Annotated in this window: 15 protein-coding genes; 5 read left to right on the forward strand and 10 right to left on the reverse strand. The window is 62.2% G+C overall.

Annotated features, from left to right (window positions below):
• Window positions 1-120: 120 nt before the first annotated feature.
• Complete coding sequence (locus IFT87_RS19555; protein WP_093401111.1) at window positions 121-738, reverse strand: tyrosine-type recombinase/integrase; 618 nt, start codon at window positions 736-738, stop codon at window positions 121-123.
• A 263-nt stretch (window positions 739-1,001) separates the two neighbouring features.
• Here IFT87_RS19555 and IFT87_RS19560 point away from each other — a divergent pair, with 263 nt between their 5' ends.
• Window positions 1,002-2,111, forward strand: coding sequence for an ABC transporter ATP-binding protein (locus IFT87_RS19560; RefSeq protein ID WP_342211212.1), 1,110 nt, complete (start codon window positions 1,002-1,004; stop codon window positions 2,109-2,111).
• Here the strand turns inward: IFT87_RS19560 and IFT87_RS19565 are convergent.
• The 3 genes from IFT87_RS19565 to IFT87_RS19575 are packed head-to-tail and all read right to left on the reverse strand — an operon-like array spanning window position 2,072 to window position 5,051.
• Entirely contained in the window at window positions 2,072-2,923 is an 852-nt protein-coding gene (locus IFT87_RS19565; RefSeq protein WP_056485488.1) for a carbohydrate ABC transporter permease, read from the reverse strand. The two genes, IFT87_RS19560 and IFT87_RS19565, sit on opposite strands and share 40 nt — an antisense overlap.
• A complete protein-coding gene (locus IFT87_RS19570; RefSeq protein ID WP_056485486.1) occupies window positions 2,914-3,795 on the reverse strand; it encodes a carbohydrate ABC transporter permease in 882 nt (293 codons plus the stop codon). The genes IFT87_RS19565 and IFT87_RS19570 overlap by 10 nt, the downstream gene beginning before the upstream one ends.
• Entirely contained in the window at window positions 3,792-5,051 is a 1,260-nt protein-coding gene (locus IFT87_RS19575) for an extracellular solute-binding protein (RefSeq protein WP_192191673.1), read from the reverse strand. The genes IFT87_RS19570 and IFT87_RS19575 overlap by 4 nt, the downstream gene beginning before the upstream one ends.
• A gap of 193 nt (window positions 5,052-5,244) precedes the next feature.
• On the opposite strand from IFT87_RS19575, the gene IFT87_RS19580 reads away from it, so the two are divergent.
• The 3 genes from IFT87_RS19580 (at window position 5,245) to IFT87_RS19590 (ending at window position 11,038) form a co-directional block, all read left to right on the forward strand.
• Window positions 5,245-8,139, forward strand: coding sequence for a TonB-dependent receptor plug domain-containing protein (locus tag IFT87_RS19580; RefSeq protein ID WP_192191674.1), 2,895 nt, complete (start codon window positions 5,245-5,247; stop codon window positions 8,137-8,139).
• A gap of 87 nt (window positions 8,140-8,226) precedes the next feature.
• The gene (locus tag IFT87_RS19585) at window positions 8,227-8,646 is read left to right on the forward strand and encodes an acyltransferase (protein WP_156362260.1); all 420 of its coding nucleotides are present in this window, start codon (window positions 8,227-8,229) and stop codon (window positions 8,644-8,646) included.
• A 370-nt stretch (window positions 8,647-9,016) separates the two neighbouring features.
• Window positions 9,017-11,038, forward strand: a complete 2,022-nt coding sequence (locus IFT87_RS19590; protein WP_192191675.1) for a putative bifunctional diguanylate cyclase/phosphodiesterase — start codon at window positions 9,017-9,019, stop codon at window positions 11,036-11,038.
• 258 nt (window positions 11,039-11,296) lie between these two features.
• Here the strand turns inward: IFT87_RS19590 and IFT87_RS19595 are convergent, their stop codons facing one another.
• From IFT87_RS19595 to IFT87_RS19610, 4 genes are all read right to left on the reverse strand, one after another.
• Window positions 11,297-12,193 carry a glycosidase gene (locus IFT87_RS19595; RefSeq protein WP_192191676.1) on the reverse strand — a complete coding sequence of 299 codons (897 nt, stop codon included), beginning with the start codon at window positions 12,191-12,193 and terminating at the stop codon, window positions 11,297-11,299.
• Window positions 12,190-12,957, reverse strand: a complete 768-nt coding sequence (locus IFT87_RS19600; RefSeq protein WP_192191692.1) for an SDR family oxidoreductase — start codon at window positions 12,955-12,957, stop codon at window positions 12,190-12,192. Before IFT87_RS19600 ends, IFT87_RS19595 begins: the two co-directional genes overlap by 4 nt.
• A gap of 364 nt (window positions 12,958-13,321) precedes the next feature.
• A complete protein-coding gene (locus IFT87_RS19605; protein WP_192191677.1) occupies window positions 13,322-13,837 on the reverse strand; it encodes a hypothetical protein in 516 nt (171 codons plus the stop codon).
• A 257-nt stretch (window positions 13,838-14,094) separates the two neighbouring features.
• A complete protein-coding gene (locus tag IFT87_RS19610; RefSeq protein ID WP_192191678.1) occupies window positions 14,095-14,478 on the reverse strand; it encodes a winged helix-turn-helix transcriptional regulator in 384 nt (127 codons plus the stop codon).
• An 89-nt stretch (window positions 14,479-14,567) separates the two neighbouring features.
• Between IFT87_RS19610 and IFT87_RS19615 the strand changes: the two genes are divergently transcribed.
• A complete protein-coding gene (locus IFT87_RS19615) occupies window positions 14,568-15,173 on the forward strand; it encodes an FMN-dependent NADH-azoreductase (protein WP_192191679.1) in 606 nt (201 codons plus the stop codon).
• A gap of 159 nt (window positions 15,174-15,332) precedes the next feature.
• On the opposite strand, the gene IFT87_RS19620 is transcribed toward IFT87_RS19615, so the two are convergent.
• Both IFT87_RS19620 and IFT87_RS19625 read right to left on the reverse strand, forming a co-directional pair.
• Entirely contained in the window at window positions 15,333-15,506 is a 174-nt protein-coding gene (locus IFT87_RS19620; RefSeq protein WP_192191680.1) for a hypothetical protein, read from the reverse strand.
• Window positions 15,494-16,075, reverse strand: coding sequence for an RrF2 family transcriptional regulator (locus IFT87_RS19625; RefSeq protein ID WP_192191681.1), 582 nt, complete (start codon window positions 16,073-16,075; stop codon window positions 15,494-15,496). The genes IFT87_RS19620 and IFT87_RS19625 overlap by 13 nt, the downstream gene beginning before the upstream one ends.
• Window positions 16,076-16,077 lie beyond the last annotated feature (2 nt).

The raw sequence follows: 16,077 nt of genomic DNA on the forward strand, positions 1-16,077 counted from the left end.
GTTGAAGGAAATCCATCGTCTCCCGCCGCTGCCGCAGAACCAAACCTCAGAGCCGCTGCGCTACCTCAACCGCCACCACCACCACCACTGCCGCGCAGCGGCTTCGTGCTGTGGGTCCGCTCAGACCTCGGTGCGTTCGGCCAATTCCAAAGCGTCCTCCACGTCAACGCCCAAGTAGCGCACCGTGCTGTCGATCTTGGCATGGCCAAGAAGGATCTGAACGGCGCGGAGGTTGCCAGTCGCCTTGTAGATGATCGACGCTTTCGTGCGCCGTAGCGAGTGCGTCCCATAATCCTGCGCCGGTAGGCCGATGCCGACCACCCACTCGCGCACGAGGCGGGCATATTGCCGCGTGCTCATGTGGTCCATGTAGTCGTTGCGGCTCGGGAAAACGAAGTCGTTCAGTGTCCCCCCACGTCGTTCCAACCATGCTCGCATCGTCTTTCGCGCCGTGTCCATTATCTCGAACTGGACCGGTCGTTTGGTTTTCTGCTGAACCACGACGGCGCGGTCGCGGACGCGCCCGCCGGAAACTACATCGCCGATCCGCACCCTGACCACGTCACAGCCGCGGAGCTTGCTGTCGATGGCGAAGTCAAACAGCGCTCGGTCGCGCAGTCGCCTCTGCTGGTCGAGCCAGAAGCGAATGGCCCAAACCTGTTGCTGTTTCAGCGCCCGCTTCGCACCAATCAGCCGGCCTTCGTTCCAAGGCCGAAGTTCGTGAAAGGCGGGGTCCATTGACGAGTGACCCATCGATCATCTCCATCGGCCCAGATCGGTCGATCGAGTATACGCATGCGCAGTAAACCGTCGGTTTAGAAATGTGGTTGATCAGCCGTCGATGATGCTGAACGAGTTGTCGGTTTCGGGCGGCGCCGCGCAGTCTCTGTGCGGCCGGAAGTGGGCCCTCGTCAGCGCGTAGCGGTTGGTTGCAAGGTACGATGGCTTTGCCCGCTGTCGTGTCAGCCGCTACCCAACGTGTGATAAGTAAAGGACATGCGGTGGCGAGCGTCAAAATCAGCGGACTTTCCAAGAGCTTCGGCGACACCACAGTGCTCCTGCCGACCGACCTGACGATTGCCGACGGCGAGTTCGTCGTCCTCGTCGGGCCGTCGGGTTGCGGCAAGTCGACATTGTTGCGGATGATCGCCGGGCTTGAGGTGCCAAGCACCGGAAGGGTGGCGATCGGCGGACGCGATGTGACCGATGCGGCGCCGTCGGATCGCGGGCTGGCGATGGTGTTCCAGTCCTACGCGCTGTACCCGCATCTCACAGTCGCGGAGAACATCGCGTTTCCGTTGAAGGTCGCAAAAGTCGCCAAGCGCGAGATTACCGACCGCGTCGCGGAGGTCGCGGCGATGCTCGATCTGTCGGATCTGCTCGACCGGCGGCCGCGAGCCTTGTCGGGTGGGCAGCGTCAGCGGGTATCGATCGCGCGCGCAGTCGTGCGTCGACCGAAAGTATTGTTGCTCGACGAGCCGTTGTCGAACCTCGATGCCAACCTGCGCGCGCGGATGCGGCACGAATTTGCGCGGCTGCATCAACAGCTTGGCGCTACGATGATCTACGTGACGCACGATCAACTCGAGGCGATGACGCTCGCCAACCGCATCGTCGTAATGAGCGAGGGGCGTGTCGAGCAGGTCGGGCCGCCCATCGAAGTGTACCGGCGACCGGCGAGCCTGGCAGTCGCCGCGGCGATCGGCTCGCCCGGGATGAACCTGCTGGCGGCGACGATCGCGTCGGTCGATGCTGACGGGACGACGGTAAGGCTGGCAGGCGGCGAGACGGTAAGGACCGGCGCGATCGTCCCGGCGGATGCGGTAGGTTCGCCGGTCACGCTCGGCGTTCGCCCCGAACATCTGCATGTCGACGACGCGGGGCCGTTGGTTGGCGCGGTCGAGCTATTCGAGCGGCTCGGGCCGTTGTCGTTCGCGCATCTCGGCGCGCGCGGCGCGGCGGATACGATCGTCGCGCAATTGCCGGGGGACCGCTCGATCACGCTTGGCGAAGCCCTGCGGGTCGGCGTTGCGCCCGACGCCGCGCATGTGTTCGGCGCCGATGGCCGCGCCTATCCCTTCACGCTGCCGCCGAGCAGCCCGGTCAGGTAATAACGCTGCATCGCCAGGAAGAGCAGCAGCACGGGCATCGTCGTGACGACCGCGGCGGCCATCATCAGCTCGCCATCCGCCGAATGCTCGCGCGCGATCGCCGCGACCGCGACCGGCAGCGTGTAGAGATGCTGGTCGGCCAGCACGATCAGCGGCCAGAGGAAGTCGTTCCATGAGCCGAGGAACATGAACAGTGACAGCGTGACGACGATCGGCGTGAGGAGGGGAAGGACGATCGTCACGAAGATCCGGGTCTCGCTCGCCCCGTCGATCCGCGCGGCGTCGATCATCTCGTCGGGGATCGCCAGTGTCGCCTGCCGTACGAACAGGATCGCGAAGATGCCAGCGAGCGATGGCAGGATGACGCCCGCATAGCTGTTGACGAGCCCGAGCTGCTTGAAGATCAGGAAGAGCGGCAGCATCGCGACCTGGCCGGGCACGACCAGCGACGCGATCAGGATCTTCAGCAGCCGCTCGCGTCCGCGGAAGCGGAGCTTGGCGAACGCGTAGCCGGCCGGCACCGTGAGCAGCAGGCCGAGGAGCGTCGAGATCATGGCGATGGCGACGCTGTTGAAAAGTGCGGGGACGATCCGGTAGTCGAACCACGCGCCATCGATCAGCCGCCGGACGAGCAGCTCGTGGTAATTTTCCAGCGACCAGCGCGATGGCCAGAGCGGTGTCGGGAGGTTGCTCGACTCGCCGCGCGGCATGAACGATACGATCACCATGTAAAGCAGCGGCGCGATCGTCAGCGTGGTCAGCAGCACCACCGCCGCATTGGCGAGGATCGCACGGGGTTTCATCAGAGCCATTCGTAGCGCCTCCCGATCCGCGTCTGCACCATCGTCAGCACGAGGATCATCAGGAACAGGACGAACGCGACTGCGCTGGCCTGGCCGAGATTCCACCATTTGAAGCCTTCGTCGAACATGAAATACAGGATCGTCGTGGTGCTCTGCGCAGGGCCGCCCAGCGTCATGACGTAGGGTTCGGCGAAGATCTGGAGGAAGCCTGCGACGCTCATCACCGCTGCAAGCAGCAGCGTCGGCCCGATCGCGGGAAGGGTGACGTGGCGGAAGCGGCCCCAGCGGCCGGCGCCGTCGAGCCGTGCCGCCTCCATCAGGTCCTGCGGCACTGCCGATAGCGCGGCGGTGAAGACGATCATGTTGTAGCCGAAGATCTTCCACGTGACGAAGATCAGGATTGCCGGGATCGACGTGTGCGGGTTGCCCAGCCAGTCGACCGGCGCGATGCCGATCGTCGCCAGCGCGCGGTTGAGGAGCCCCGAGCGTTCGTTGAACAGGAACCGCCACACCACCGCGGTTGCGACGATGCTGGTGACGTAAGGCGCGAACAGCAGCACGCGCCAGAGCGGCTTCCACCGCACGGTCGCGTCGTTGAGCAGCAGCGCGACGGCGAGCGACGCACCGATCGCCATCGGCACGCCGAGCACCGCGAACAGCGCAGTATTGCCGATCGCGCGCCAGAACAGCGGCGTCGAGAACAGGTCGACGAAATTGCCAAGCCCGACGAAGCGCAGGTTCGCCCAGTCGGCGAGCGCGTAGATCGAGTAATCAGTGACCGACAACGCCATCGCCAGCGCGGTCGGCAGGACGAACACCAGCGCGATGATCGCGAGGACGGGAGCGGAGAATAGCCAGGCGGCGCGTTCCTGGCGGGTCATGCAAGCCTCCCCGCCTCGACCAGCGCTCGGCGCTTGGCGAGCAACTGGTCGACACGCGCGTCGAGCCCTGTCAGCGCCTTCGGGATCGACTGTACGCCCCGCACGACGCGCTCGGCGGCGAACTGTATCTCGAGCTTGATCCGCTCCCACTCGATCACCTTCGGCGCAGCGGTGGGGAAGCGCATCTGCTCCTTGAACGACGCGAGTATCGGTGCGCGGAGTTGCGGCGACGACCAGGCGCTCAGGCGGGCCGGGAGATTGCCGATCAGGCGCTGGTAGCGGAGTTCACTCGCCGGGGAACTGAGGTGGCGGACCAGCGCCCACGCCTCGGCTGGGCGCGACGTCGAGGCGGACACGCATAGGCTGGTACTCAGTCCTGACACCGCGCCGACCCCGTGCGGACCGGCGAGCCGCGCCGTATCCCAATGCTGGGCGGGTATCTCCGCGGCACGCCGATGCAGGTCGAGCAACGTGGTCGGCCCGGTTGGCCAGATCGCGAAATAGCCCTGTGCAAAGGCCGCGACCGGATCCTGGATTTCGGTTGAAAGCACTTTCGGTGCGAGCCCTTCGGCGAAGATTCGCGCGTAATAGGCGAACGCTGCCCGTGCTTCCGGCGTCTGGAAATTGCCGCGCGTATCGTGGTCGCGCAGCATCTTCGCGCCGGTCTGGCCGAGCATCGTGATGAGCGTGTCCGGCCAGTTGAGCAGCAGCATGAACACGAAGTCGTCGGGTCGCCGTCGCTTGAGAGCGTGGCCCATGCGGAGCCAGCCGTCCCAGTCTTCGGCAGGCGCGGCATAGCCCGCTTTGGCGAGAATATCCCGGCGGTAGAACTGGACCTGCGGCGCGACCGACCACGGCACGGCGAAGTCGCGCCCCTGAACACGCGTCGCATCGAGCACGCCGGGAAACATGTCCGCGACCAGCGCGGGCGACGGGATCGGGGCGATCGCGCCGATCGTCGCGAACTCCTGGACCCAGCCGGTATAGAGCATCAGGACGTCGGGCATCGCGCCGCCTGCCTGCGCAGTCAGCAGCTTCTCGTGCGCTGCGGTCGCCGGGAGCGATTGCACATCGACCACGATCCCCGTCGCGGCGGTGAAGGCGGGCATCAGCATCGGCGAATAATCGCCCTCGTAGCTCATCGCCCAGAACTTCAGCGGTTCGGGACCGCGCGTGCCGGTACAGGCAGCAAGACCCAATGTCGGCAGGAGCCCCAATGCGGCTCTCCGCGTCCAGTCCTGCGCCTGTTCCCTCATCGCCGGATCGTGGCGTATCGCGGCGTTCCGCGCCACCCCCTGCGCAAGGCGATTACCGGAGAAATATTGCGCTATGTTAATGCCTTGTCGGGGTTTGCACAGGCGAAATGCTTGCTCCGCAACCGACGATGCGCCTAAGCCGAGCATAATGAACGCCGGCGGGGGCCAATGCCGGCGAACAGGGAGAGAAGTCATGCGTATCCTTCGCCGCCGTCATCTGCTGTCCGGCGTGGCGCTGCTCGCCGCGAATTCGGTCCAAGCGCAGATCGCTCCGCCAGCGGCCGATACGCCTGCGCCAACGCCTGCCGCAGACCCAGCCGCGGACCCCGAAAGCGAGATCGTCGTCACCGGCTCGCGCATCGCACGCCCGGATTACGAAGCACCCAACCCGATCGTCTCGTTCAGTGCCGCCGACCTCCAGAAGTCGGGCAACACCAACGTCACGACCTTTCTGCAGCGCGTGCCGGCGCTCACCAACTCTCGCGACAGCACGCGGACCGCGGGCAACGCGCAGGCGGACGGCAGCTTCGGGCAGGTCGGGCTCAACCTGCTCGACCTGCGCGGGCTTGGGCCCAATCGGACGCTGGTGCTCGTCAACGGCCGCCGCCACGTCGCCGGCCAGCCCGACACCGCGGCGGTCGACATCAACGCGATCCCGACCGACTTGATCGAGCGCGTCGACGTGCTCACCGGCGCGGCGTCGGCCGTGTATGGTGCGGACGGCGTCTCGGGGGTCGTCAACTTCGTGCTGAAGCGCGATTTCGACGGCGTCGCGGCGCGCAGCCAGTTCGGCATCTCCGAGCGCGGCGACGCTGCCAACCGCTTCGCCTCGCTGATCGCAGGCCGCAACTTCGCCGACGGTCGCGGCAACCTGACGCTAGCCTACGAGTATAATGCCGACCAGCCGCTCGCGAACGACGACCGCCGGTATCTCGCGCAGGGCGACCGCCAGTATTTCATCAACCTCGACAATTACGACCCGACGCGCGCCGGCAGCTACAAGATCGGACCGGTCGGCGACCTGCGCTATCCGTACAGCTCGAACCAGGGCATCGTGTATATCGGCGACCAGACATTCCGCGGCGACGGCGCGCTCTATACGCCCGGCCGCTTCCTGCAGAACGACGGCTATTCGGTCGGTGGCGACGACACGCCGGTCGCGGGCTATATCGGCGATATCTTCCCGCGCACCCGCCGCCATGCGGTCAACGCTCTGACGCATTACGACGCGTCGGACGCGTTCAAGATCAGCCTGGAGGGCAAGTTCGTCCAGTCGACCGTGACAAGCTTCGGCGGTTATGGCGGCAATTATCCGGCGACCATCGCGCTCGACAATCCCTACATCCCGACCAGCATCCTCGCAGCGGCGACCGCCGCCGGACTTGGCTCGGTCGACGTCAACCGCAACAATTTCGACATCCCGCGGCGTGGCGAAGAAGATCGCCGACGCACGTATCGCGGCGTCGTCGACGTCACCGGCCGCATCTCGGAGCATGCCAGCTACGATGTGTCCTATACCTACGGCCAGACCGACGTCCGCGCGACCAAGCTCAACGACCGCCTGAACGACCGCTTCCTGAACGCGCTCGATGCGGTACGCGGGCCGGGGGGAACGATCGTCTGCCGTTCGGCGGAAGCCCGCGCGGCTGGCTGCGTCCCGGTCAACACGTTCGGCGGCAGTACCGTGGACCCGGCCTCGTTCGGCTATTTCCTGAGCAACCCGGCGAGCAATGCGCGTCTGACGCAACACGTCGCCAACGCCTCGCTGAACGGCGATTTCGGGCAATTCTTCGCGCTTCCCGGCGGCCCGATCGCATTCGCGGTCGGTGGCGAATATCGTCGCGAGTCGAGCAGCTTCCGTCCGGCGCAGGCGATCACCGACAATCTGTTCTACCAATATGACGAATACATTCTGCCGACCCCGTCGAGCGGCCATTTCGATGTCTGGGAAGCATTCGGCGAGCTGAACGCGCCGCTCCTGAAGGACGTGGCGTTCGCCAGCCTGCTCTCGGTCGGTGCCGCCGGACGCTATTCGGACTATTCGACGGTCGGCTCGACCAGAGCCTATCAGTTCAACGGCATCTACGCGCCGATCCGCGAGATCAGCTTCCGCGGCTCCTACGGCCGCTCGGTCCGCGCGCCGAACATCGGCGAGATCTTCCGCCCGCAGACCGGCAGCAGCAACTTCTTCTCCGATCCGTGTTATCTCGGCAACCGCACGCTCGGCACGCAGTTCCGCACCGCGAACTGCCTGACGCTGATCACCGGGGCAGGGGGCAATCCCGCAACCTTCACCGCACAGAACAATCCGAACGCGACGATCTTCATTCCCGGCACGCAGCAGGGCAATCCGGATCTGCGCGCCGAAGTCGCCCGCACCTGGACGGCGGGCGTCGTCGTGCGACCGATCTCGGGGCTGTCGATCGGGCTCGACTGGTACGACATCCGGTTGCGCGACGCGATCAACACGCCCGATGCGAACACGATCGCCTCGCTGTGCGTCGACCAGCCGACGCTCGACAACGCCTATTGCAACGCGATCAGTCGCGAGCGCGGCACCGCGTTCATCAACGGCTATGTCGTCCAGCCGCAGAACGTCGCGGCGTTCCGTACCGCCGGCGCCGAACTCAATATCGCCTATCGCTTCCGGACGGCGCGTATGGGGGCGTTCGATATCCGGTTGGTCGGCGGCTATCTCGACAAGCTCGAACAGGTCGCAACGCCGGGCGCGGTTACCGAGGACAATGTCGATCAGCCGTTCCGCCCGAGATATACCTTCACCTTCTCGCCGAGCTGGACCGCGGGGGCGCTGACGCTAAGCTACAATCTGCGCTGGCAGGACGGTGTCCGGCGTTTCGCCAAGGTCGATACCGACGCGAACCCCAGCCTCGTCGATTCGCGCTATTTCCGGTACAAAGAACTGTGGCAGCACGACGTGCAGGCGGAGGTTGCGGTCGACGCGCGGTTCTCATTCTATGGCGGGGTCAACAACCTCGCCGACCAGAAGCCAGACATCGGCTTCGAGACCAACGTGCCGATCTCGCCTGTCGGTCGGTATTTTTACGCGGGGGCGAAGGTCAGGTACTGAGACGGTAGGGAGTTGACCGCGAGGGACGCCTCGACGACGGACGGCGGATTGCAGAACTGAGAAAAGACGCCCGTGCTGACAAAAGACATGCTGCACCTCATCACGATAGAGGAAGGGGCCTTTATCGATCCGAGCTGCACGGTTATCGATCCGCATCGCCTGACGCTGAGAAAGGGTGCGTTCGTCGGCCCGGAAGGACTGATCGATGCCGGCGGTGGCGTCGAGATCGGCGAGGCGGTGCGGATCAGCTACCGGTGCACGATCATCTCGCTGACCCATCACATCACTCGCTCGGTCTGGCGGCGGGGCGTGGACGGCGATCGCCTCAGACCTGTCCTGATTGAGCGCGGTTGCTGGGTAGGCGCCAACGTTACCATCTACCCAGGCGTTATCGTGCGAGAGGGGTGCGTCATCAACGCCGGTTCGGTAGTTGCGAAATCTACCGAAACACATGGACTTTACTGTCCACCATATGCCGTGCGTATCAAAGACCTTGAGTTCGAGTAACGGCTAATCACGATCGCGTCGTCAAGACCACCTCTCTACGTTCCATCTGCCCGAAGCTTTCGTACGAAGCGCCGAAAAAATGGCGTATCGCCAAATGAACGGACGGCCGGAGTTGGGGCGAGGCTATGGGGCCCTGAATGGCCGTTTGTGGGTCTTCCTCGGCACTGGACTTCGCTCGGTGGCTTCCGGCCTTACCCGGCTCATCTGTCGGCATGTCTAAGGTTTTGGGCGCGATCGGTATTAGCAAGGAGCGCGGCCAGGATCCTCTAACCATAACGTAACGCTTTGGCGTCAAGCGCGGTGCAGGGAGAAGCCTGTGCGACTATCAGTATCGGCGCGTGTATCAATAGCCTGCACGTCTGTCATCGTGATGGCGCTGGCACTGCTGGCTATTGGCCTCTCGGTTGGCAATAAGATTCATCAAGCTGACCTGCGCATTACATTTCTCAGCGATGCACTCGGCCGAGAAGATCGGCTGGATCAGGCACAGCGGCGGTTGCGTCAGGATGTTGGCCACCTGACCCGGGATGCCGAACACGGGGTGAAAGTACCTGACGCACGTTGGGCGGAACTGCACGAGCGGATCGCGCAGTTTAAAATGAGATCTTTGCAAGCGGCCCAAGCACCCGATCGCGGATCCGAGCCTCGATCGGGTACCATTCAGGAGGGGCAGCAAGCTGCCACAGTGTTTGCCGCCGCCTCTGACCAGCTAATCGAGACGAGCCGGTTCAGCCCCTCCGGCATCAAAACGGCCATGCCACGTTTCTTGGGCGCGCTAACGGCCCTGGAGATGAACCGTAGTCAGGCGCGACAGGAACTGACCTCGGCGATCGGAAAGGCGGCGGAAAGCAACCGGCGTGAGAGCCGTCAGGACATCATATCGGTGCTCCTAGGCGGACTCGGGATCGTTGCCATCATATTCAGCATGGCGATCTGGCTTCGGCAAAGACTGGTATTGCCGATAACGATCATGGCTGCGCAGCTGCGCGAGTTTCGGATAGGTGAAAGCGACCGAGACGTACCCGGTCTTGAGCGGGCCGACGAGCTCGGTGATCTGGCGCGTGGACTTCACGAATACCGTAAGGCCGTGGAGAGCCGCAGGACCGCCGAGCACCGCGCCGAGTTTCTAGCAAACCATGACATGCTCACCGGGCTTGCGAACCGCCTGCTGTTCGAGAACCGTCTTGCCCACGAACTCGCTCGCAGCGCTCGCACAGGTGACGTCGTAGCAGTGTTCGCTATCGATCTGGACGCGTTCAAAGCTATCAACGATCGATTGGGTCATGCGGGCGGAGACCGCGTGCTGAAGCGCACCGCGCAGCTGCTGTCTTCGTGCGTCCGCGGCGATGACCTGGTTGCGCGTATTGGTGGTGACGAATTCGCCGTCATCCAAGTAGCGCGCTCACAACCGGCAGCCACGGAGGCACTGATCTCGCGCATCTTCAAGATGGCCTCCGCGCCGTCGGACGAGGGTGTAGCGATCAAGATGAGTGTCGGAGTAGCTCTTTCAGAACCCGGACAGACCGGAGACGAGCTTCACGAGTTTGCAGACCTTGCGCTGTATCGTGCCAAGGCCGATGGCAGGAATACGGCGCGCATCTACAACAAGCATTTGAAGGATGAGGAGAGCCGGCGCGTGCGGCTCGCAAGAGACCTCGAGAATGCCGTCTCTGCAAACGAGTTCCGTCTAGCGTTCCAGCCGATCGCCGACGCAGTTTCGTTGGAGATCGTCGCGTACGAGGCTCTCCTTCGCTGGCGGCACCCCATTCTGGGCGACATACCGCCGGAAATCTTCATACCTATCGCCGAGTCAAGCGGGCTCATCGGCACTATCGGCTCATGGATGATCGACAATGCACTCCGTGCTGCGTCGACCTGGAACTCGAAACTGTCACTGGCAATGAACCTGTCGCCGATACAGTTTCGTTCCGACGGGCTTGCTACCCAAATATGCGATGGCGCACGGCGTTGGCGCGTCGCGTTCGACCGACTGGAACTCGAAGTTACTGAAAGCGCGACACTCCTCGGTTTCCAAAGGGACAACGTTCTCGCGACCCTCGTGGAGTTGGGAAAGTGCGGCGCCAAAGTCGTGATGGACGACTTTGGAACAGGGCACTCGTCACTCAGCAATCTCAAGGAATTTACCTTCGACAAGATCAAGATCGACCGGAGCTTCGTGGCCACCATGCACAACAACGCGTCGTCGTCATCGATCGTCAAGGCAACGATTGGGCTTGGCAAAAGCCTAGGCCTCGTCATCGTTGCCGAAGGGGTTGAAACCAAAGAGCAGCTGTTTGTGTTGCAGCAATGGGGTTGTGATCAAGTTCAGGGGTTCCTGATCGGGAAGCCAACGGAACTTTGGGACGTGGCTCGCGTCGAAGCGGCAATCTAAAGCCAACATCAGGATCGTAGGAATGCCGGGAGGTGATCCTATGATATCACTGTGAGTGCTTAGTCGACATATGCTGTGATCGACCCTCGACGTAGAACTTCTTTATGGATTGTCGCTCTTCTCGCTGAGGAGCAACGGTATAATATCGATATGAACGAACGTCTGAAGCTGGGAAGTGAGCAGGGCGCCGTGAGCGTCTGCAAATGGGTCATTGCAGACGAAGCAGAGTCGCAATCTCCACTTACGGCTTTCAATTTTTTAACCGCCATATCGTCTGATTAACGCTCGACGTAGCATCCGGTCTTCCAGCGAGTAGTACAGCGCGATACGGTCGCCCTCCGCCACGCTCGACGCGGCAAACGCGATGTCGGTGGCCTCGCGGGTCAGCGCTGGTGGCGGCACGAGCAGCGGCTCGAGCCCACGCCCCGTCACCCGCGCGAAATCCGTACTGAAGCTGATCCAGCCGATCCGCCAGCGCGCGTCGTGCGTCGCGCCGTTGTAAAACATCACCGGATCTTGCCCCGTCGCCTGCCAGATAGGCCCGGTCGACAGATGCCAGTTGTCCCAGCTGTCCTCGCGGATGCCGAAAGGGTCGGGGAGGACAGTCCAAGGACCCTTCGGGGTCGGCCCGCCCGCCACGCCGATCCGCGACGCGCCCTTGGCCGCATATTCGTAAAACAGGCGCCAATCTCCGGTCGCAGTCTGTGCGAGCGTCGCTTCCTTGATATTGCCTTCGCCGGGTGGTGCCTTCAGCACCAAATCTTCCTTGACCAGCGCGGTCAGGTCGGGCCCCGCAGCTAAAATCATGCATCCCTGCGCGCGCGCAGCGTCCACGCCGGTATAATAGACGAGATATTCGTCGCCGGCCACGAGCACGGTCGGATCCTCGCATCCGCCCATGTCCTCGGCACCGGGCCCGGGCGTGATTGCGAGCCCCGAATCCATAGTGAAGGCCAGCCCATCGCGGCTCTCTCCGCGCGCAACGATCCCGGTCGGATCACTGGGCCCGAGCGGATGCGGCACGCCGCGAACCATGATCCGGTACAGATTGCCTTCCGTCCAGACGAACGGGCTCATCATGTCCAGGCCGTCGATCACAGACGTAGCGGAGATCGTCACCGTGTCGAGCTGCTCGACCGCATAGGCGATCGTCATGCGCCTTGCGCCACAGTCAATGACAGCCCGCCGTCGATCGTTACCGTGGTGCCGGTGATATAGTCCGCGGCCGGCGACAGCAGGAAAGCGACCAGCGTCGCGACCTCATCAGGCCGACCGGCGCGCTTCCACGGGATTGCCGCCTCCTTCGCCGCCAGCTCGTCCGGATGATCCAGTGCGGATTGATTCATCGGCGTAAGGATCATCCCAGGCGCGACGCCATTCACCGCGATGCCCTTCGACGCCAGCTCTAGTGCAAGGGTGGCCGTCAACTGCGACAGGCCGCCCTTAGCTGAGTCGTAATCGACGCCGCCGGGTCGCGGCGCGCGTTCGTGAATCGACGATATGTTGACGATCCGCCCCTTGGCGTTCTTTGCCTCAAGCGCGCGCACCATGCGTCGGCAGGTGAGGAACGGGCCATAGAGATCGGAACGGATGACCCGGTCGAACTGCGTAAGTTCCCTGTTGACGAGCATAACGCTGCTCATGTTCAAGCCGGCCGAATTGACCAGAAGGCTGACCGTGCCGAACGTTTTTTCGGCCTCCTCGAACAGTCGTTCGACCGCGGCTTCATCACTGACATCAACTTGCACCGCGATCGCGCGGTTGGACCCACCGATCGAGGTGCAGACCGCCTGCGCCGCGGCGGCATCCTTTAAATAGGTGATCACAACGCGGGCCCCGGCGTCGCCCAACAACTTGGCGCAGGCCGCGCCAATGCCGGATTCACCGCCGGTGACGATAGCAATCTGATTGTCGAACATGGTCATCACCGCTGAACCTGCGGCGTGACCTCGAGTTGCATGAATTCGCTGCCATGAAAGTACCTTTCGCCTGCGCGGCTGGAGCGCGAGTATTTCAAACTGGGTAACTCGGGTTCTGGATGCCCACTTATCGCCGATGAACGGACGTCCGGTTTCATGAAGGGGCGATTGACCTGTGACTGACCGGGACTGGGTCTGGCAGGACGCCGTAGGGCAGGGGGTGATCACCCATTTGCTGCCGTTCGATCATAGTCGTGGTGCGCCAAGAAGTAGAGGCTAGGCAGACCATCTCGACCCGCATCCGCATCTATGCGACGAAGACCGTTCGACGGCTTCTCGTCAGGAGGTCTGTTCGTAGATCCAGTCAGCTGGTCTTTTTAAAGACCTGCTTATAGACGATCGGCGTAGAAAGCAGTGGACTGATGATAGTGGTATTCTCCACCAAATCCTGGCCGACACTATGGTATTTTGAGGTTCGCTCGCTGTCGTCGCCGCGGAATGTCAGAGCGACGGTTTCACCATCAGCTTTTACCGATACATCGTAAACAAGCTCCGGGATGAGCTTCCACGTGATCGGATCTCCGCCTATCCAAACTACGATAGGTGTTTTGGCATCATAGGCGAGGCCGACTCGACCTCCTGCAGTGGAAATTCTAATCCTATTTACCGCAATGGACTTGCGGAGCCTCATCCGAACACGAGGGCGCTTGTCGTCGGAAATGGTGGCGGTAGCGCTGTCGATCACTTTGAAAGCGTTGTCACTCCGCGCAGTGTCCAGTTCATAGATGCCTGAAACCACAGCTTGCGCCGGGCTCGCCGAGCCTGAGGTAGAACTCAACATGGCAACTGCGATCGCCGCCAATAAAGTATGATGACGCATCACACGCTCCTCGAATTTCCCTGCTCGTGGGTACGGGGGTAGCGACGATGCGGGTGAGCGCATAGGTGCTACCCTAACTATCGGATCGAAGGACTCCCTTCCCCATCACGACATTCGGCAGTGGATAGCCGGCCTCCAAATCGGTCATTCGCAAAGATTAATCAGCGTCCGAAGTTGGGAAGCTGGGGAAGGGACGTGAGCGTCCGCTTCTGGGTCGTTTGACGGGTATAGAGCACAATGGCTTCGCCCTTGCAGTTCTAGGCGGCCAAGCTGTCTCTCGCCTCGTCGAACGCCAACCGGTTGCTCTCGATTTCCGCAATGTTCGTGCCGGCCCAAAATCCGAGTTCGCGGATCGGATCGGCTAATGATCGGCCAAGGGCGGTGAGGGCGTACTCCACCTGAGGCGGCACGGTTGGGTGGACGGTGCGGGCCACCATGCCATCGCGTTCGAGCGCACGCAGCGTGCGGGCGAGCATCTGTTGGCTAATGCCGCCAATGGTGCGCTTAATGTCGTTAAAACGGCGCGGCCGCTCAGTGAGCGTAAGCACGATCATTACGGTCCACTTGTCGCCAATCAGGCTGAGAACACTGCTGAACCGTTTGCATTCAACGTGAATTGGTTCGGGGGTGGTCAGCTCCATGTGACTAGGTCCTGCGAAAATGCCTTCTTGGCGGGGCGCTTGAGGTCACATAGCTGGTCCTGGTCACTTTTCCAGACCGGAGCTGCCCTATGAATATCCTGCACATTGATTCAAGCGCGAGCGACAGCGCTGTCTCGCATACACGCCGCCTCTCCAGTGAACTCGTCGAGCGGCTCAAAACCGCCAATCCCAGCGCAACAATCGTGTACCGCGATCTCGTCGCCAACCAGCTTCCCCACGTGGACATGACGATCCGGCATGCCTGGACGGCCGAGAACACCGGCGACACCAAGCTGGCCGAAACGATGTGCCGGTCAAAGGCGCTGGTTAACGAGCTCAAGGCGGCGGACGTGGTCGTGGTCGGCTCGCCGATGTACAACTTTACGGTGCCCTCGACGTTAAAGGCGTGGGTCGACCATGTAGCGATCGCCGGGCAAACCTTCAGCTACACGGCCGAGGGGCCACGCGGCTTGCTGAACGGCAAGGTCTATCTCGTCCTCTCATCGGGCGGAATTTATTCCGAAGGACCGTTCGCCGCGTACGATCATCTGTCAACTTACCTCGAGGCGATCTTCAACTTTCTTGGCATCCTGGACGTCGAGGTGATCCGAGCGGAGGGCATCGCGTACGGACCGGAGCAGGATCAAGCGGCGATGGCGAACGCCGCTCAGAGAATTGAAGCGATCGTCGCCTGAACAGGTCGGCAGGGAGGTCAGCCTCGGAGATCAAGCCGCGGCTGGCCACCTAATTAGAACTTGGAGTAGACTTGACAGAACGGTCGGGTTTGGAACGCGGTGGGTTCAGTCCGAACGATCGGTATTAGGTCATTCGATGTTTGCCAGTGCGTGAACGCCCTAAAGTCGACCTTCCTTTGATATTTCAGCAATGCGCTCACGGACCGTCTGAAGGCATTCGTCTGCTCTAATACCGATGATAGGCTCATTGCATCGATCGGCAATATCCACGGCTTGCTGAGCGGCTTGCTCTATCAAAGCAAGCTGTTGCAAACGTACTTTTACTTCTGGCATCCTTGTATCTCCGGCACTTTAGCGGATTTCAAAATGTCTTGCGGCATATGCGATCTTTGCCTTCGCGTTTGAGCCTGGTTTTCTAACCACATTCGGGTCTCTGCTCGAAACTCGCTAGGAACTCGTTTGGCGGCCTGATCAGCCATGTCACGAAGTGTTCTCGCTTTCAGAACATCCTTCATTCGCGCGTCGGCTTCCAGCATCACGGCATGGATCCCGCATACGCCTGAGGTCGCCCAAGCAGGGGGCGTTTGACCGTACAGGGGACAGGCATGTCTGACGTTGCGGCAGTCGAAAAGTGCCTTTTGACCATCGACTGCGACCACCACGTCGTAAAACGATATGTCTTCCGCCGGGCGGGCAAGGCGAATGCCGCCTCGCATGCCTTCGGTTGCAACGATAATCCCTGCCTTGTTCAGCTTGGTCATGACGCCTGCCATGAACTTCACCGGCAGCGCGCGCAGGGTAGCCAGATCCTTCGAGCTTGGCGCCGCTGCCTCTTCCGGCAAGTCTATGATGTAAAGCAGGGTATGAAGCGCATACTCAACCGCCGTACTTATATGGCTCAATT

Source organism: Sphingomonas sp. CFBP 8765 (genome assembly GCF_014841445.1).
In the GTDB taxonomy this organism is placed as follows: domain Bacteria; phylum Pseudomonadota; class Alphaproteobacteria; order Sphingomonadales; family Sphingomonadaceae; genus Sphingomonas; species Sphingomonas aerolata.

Coding starts and splice junctions, on each gene's coding strand:
- IFT87_RS19555 (WP_093401111.1), bottom strand. CDS start 738: ATGGACCCCGCCTTTCACGAACTTCGGCCTTGGAACGAAGGCCGGCTG.
- IFT87_RS19565 (WP_056485488.1), bottom strand. CDS start 2,923: ATGGCTCTGATGAAACCCCGTGCGATCCTCGCCAATGCGGCGGTGGTG.
- IFT87_RS19570 (WP_056485486.1), bottom strand. CDS start 3,795: ATGACCCGCCAGGAACGCGCCGCCTGGCTATTCTCCGCTCCCGTCCTC.
- IFT87_RS19575 (WP_192191673.1), bottom strand. CDS start 5,051: ATGAGGGAACAGGCGCAGGACTGGACGCGGAGAGCCGCATTGGGGCTC.
- IFT87_RS19580 (WP_192191674.1), top strand. CDS start 5,245: ATGCGTATCCTTCGCCGCCGTCATCTGCTGTCCGGCGTGGCGCTGCTC.
- IFT87_RS19585 (WP_156362260.1), top strand. CDS start 8,227: ATGCTGCACCTCATCACGATAGAGGAAGGGGCCTTTATCGATCCGAGC.
- IFT87_RS19590 (WP_192191675.1), top strand. CDS start 9,017: ATGGCGCTGGCACTGCTGGCTATTGGCCTCTCGGTTGGCAATAAGATT.
- IFT87_RS19595 (WP_192191676.1), bottom strand. CDS start 12,193: ATGACGATCGCCTATGCGGTCGAGCAGCTCGACACGGTGACGATCTCC.
- IFT87_RS19600 (WP_192191692.1), bottom strand. CDS start 12,957: ATGTTCGACAATCAGATTGCTATCGTCACCGGCGGTGAATCCGGCATT.
- IFT87_RS19605 (WP_192191677.1), bottom strand. CDS start 13,837: ATGCGTCATCATACTTTATTGGCGGCGATCGCAGTTGCCATGTTGAGT.
- IFT87_RS19610 (WP_192191678.1), bottom strand. CDS start 14,478: ATGGAGCTGACCACCCCCGAACCAATTCACGTTGAATGCAAACGGTTC.
- IFT87_RS19615 (WP_192191679.1), top strand. CDS start 14,568: ATGAATATCCTGCACATTGATTCAAGCGCGAGCGACAGCGCTGTCTCG.
- IFT87_RS19620 (WP_192191680.1), bottom strand. CDS start 15,506: ATGCCAGAAGTAAAAGTACGTTTGCAACAGCTTGCTTTGATAGAGCAA.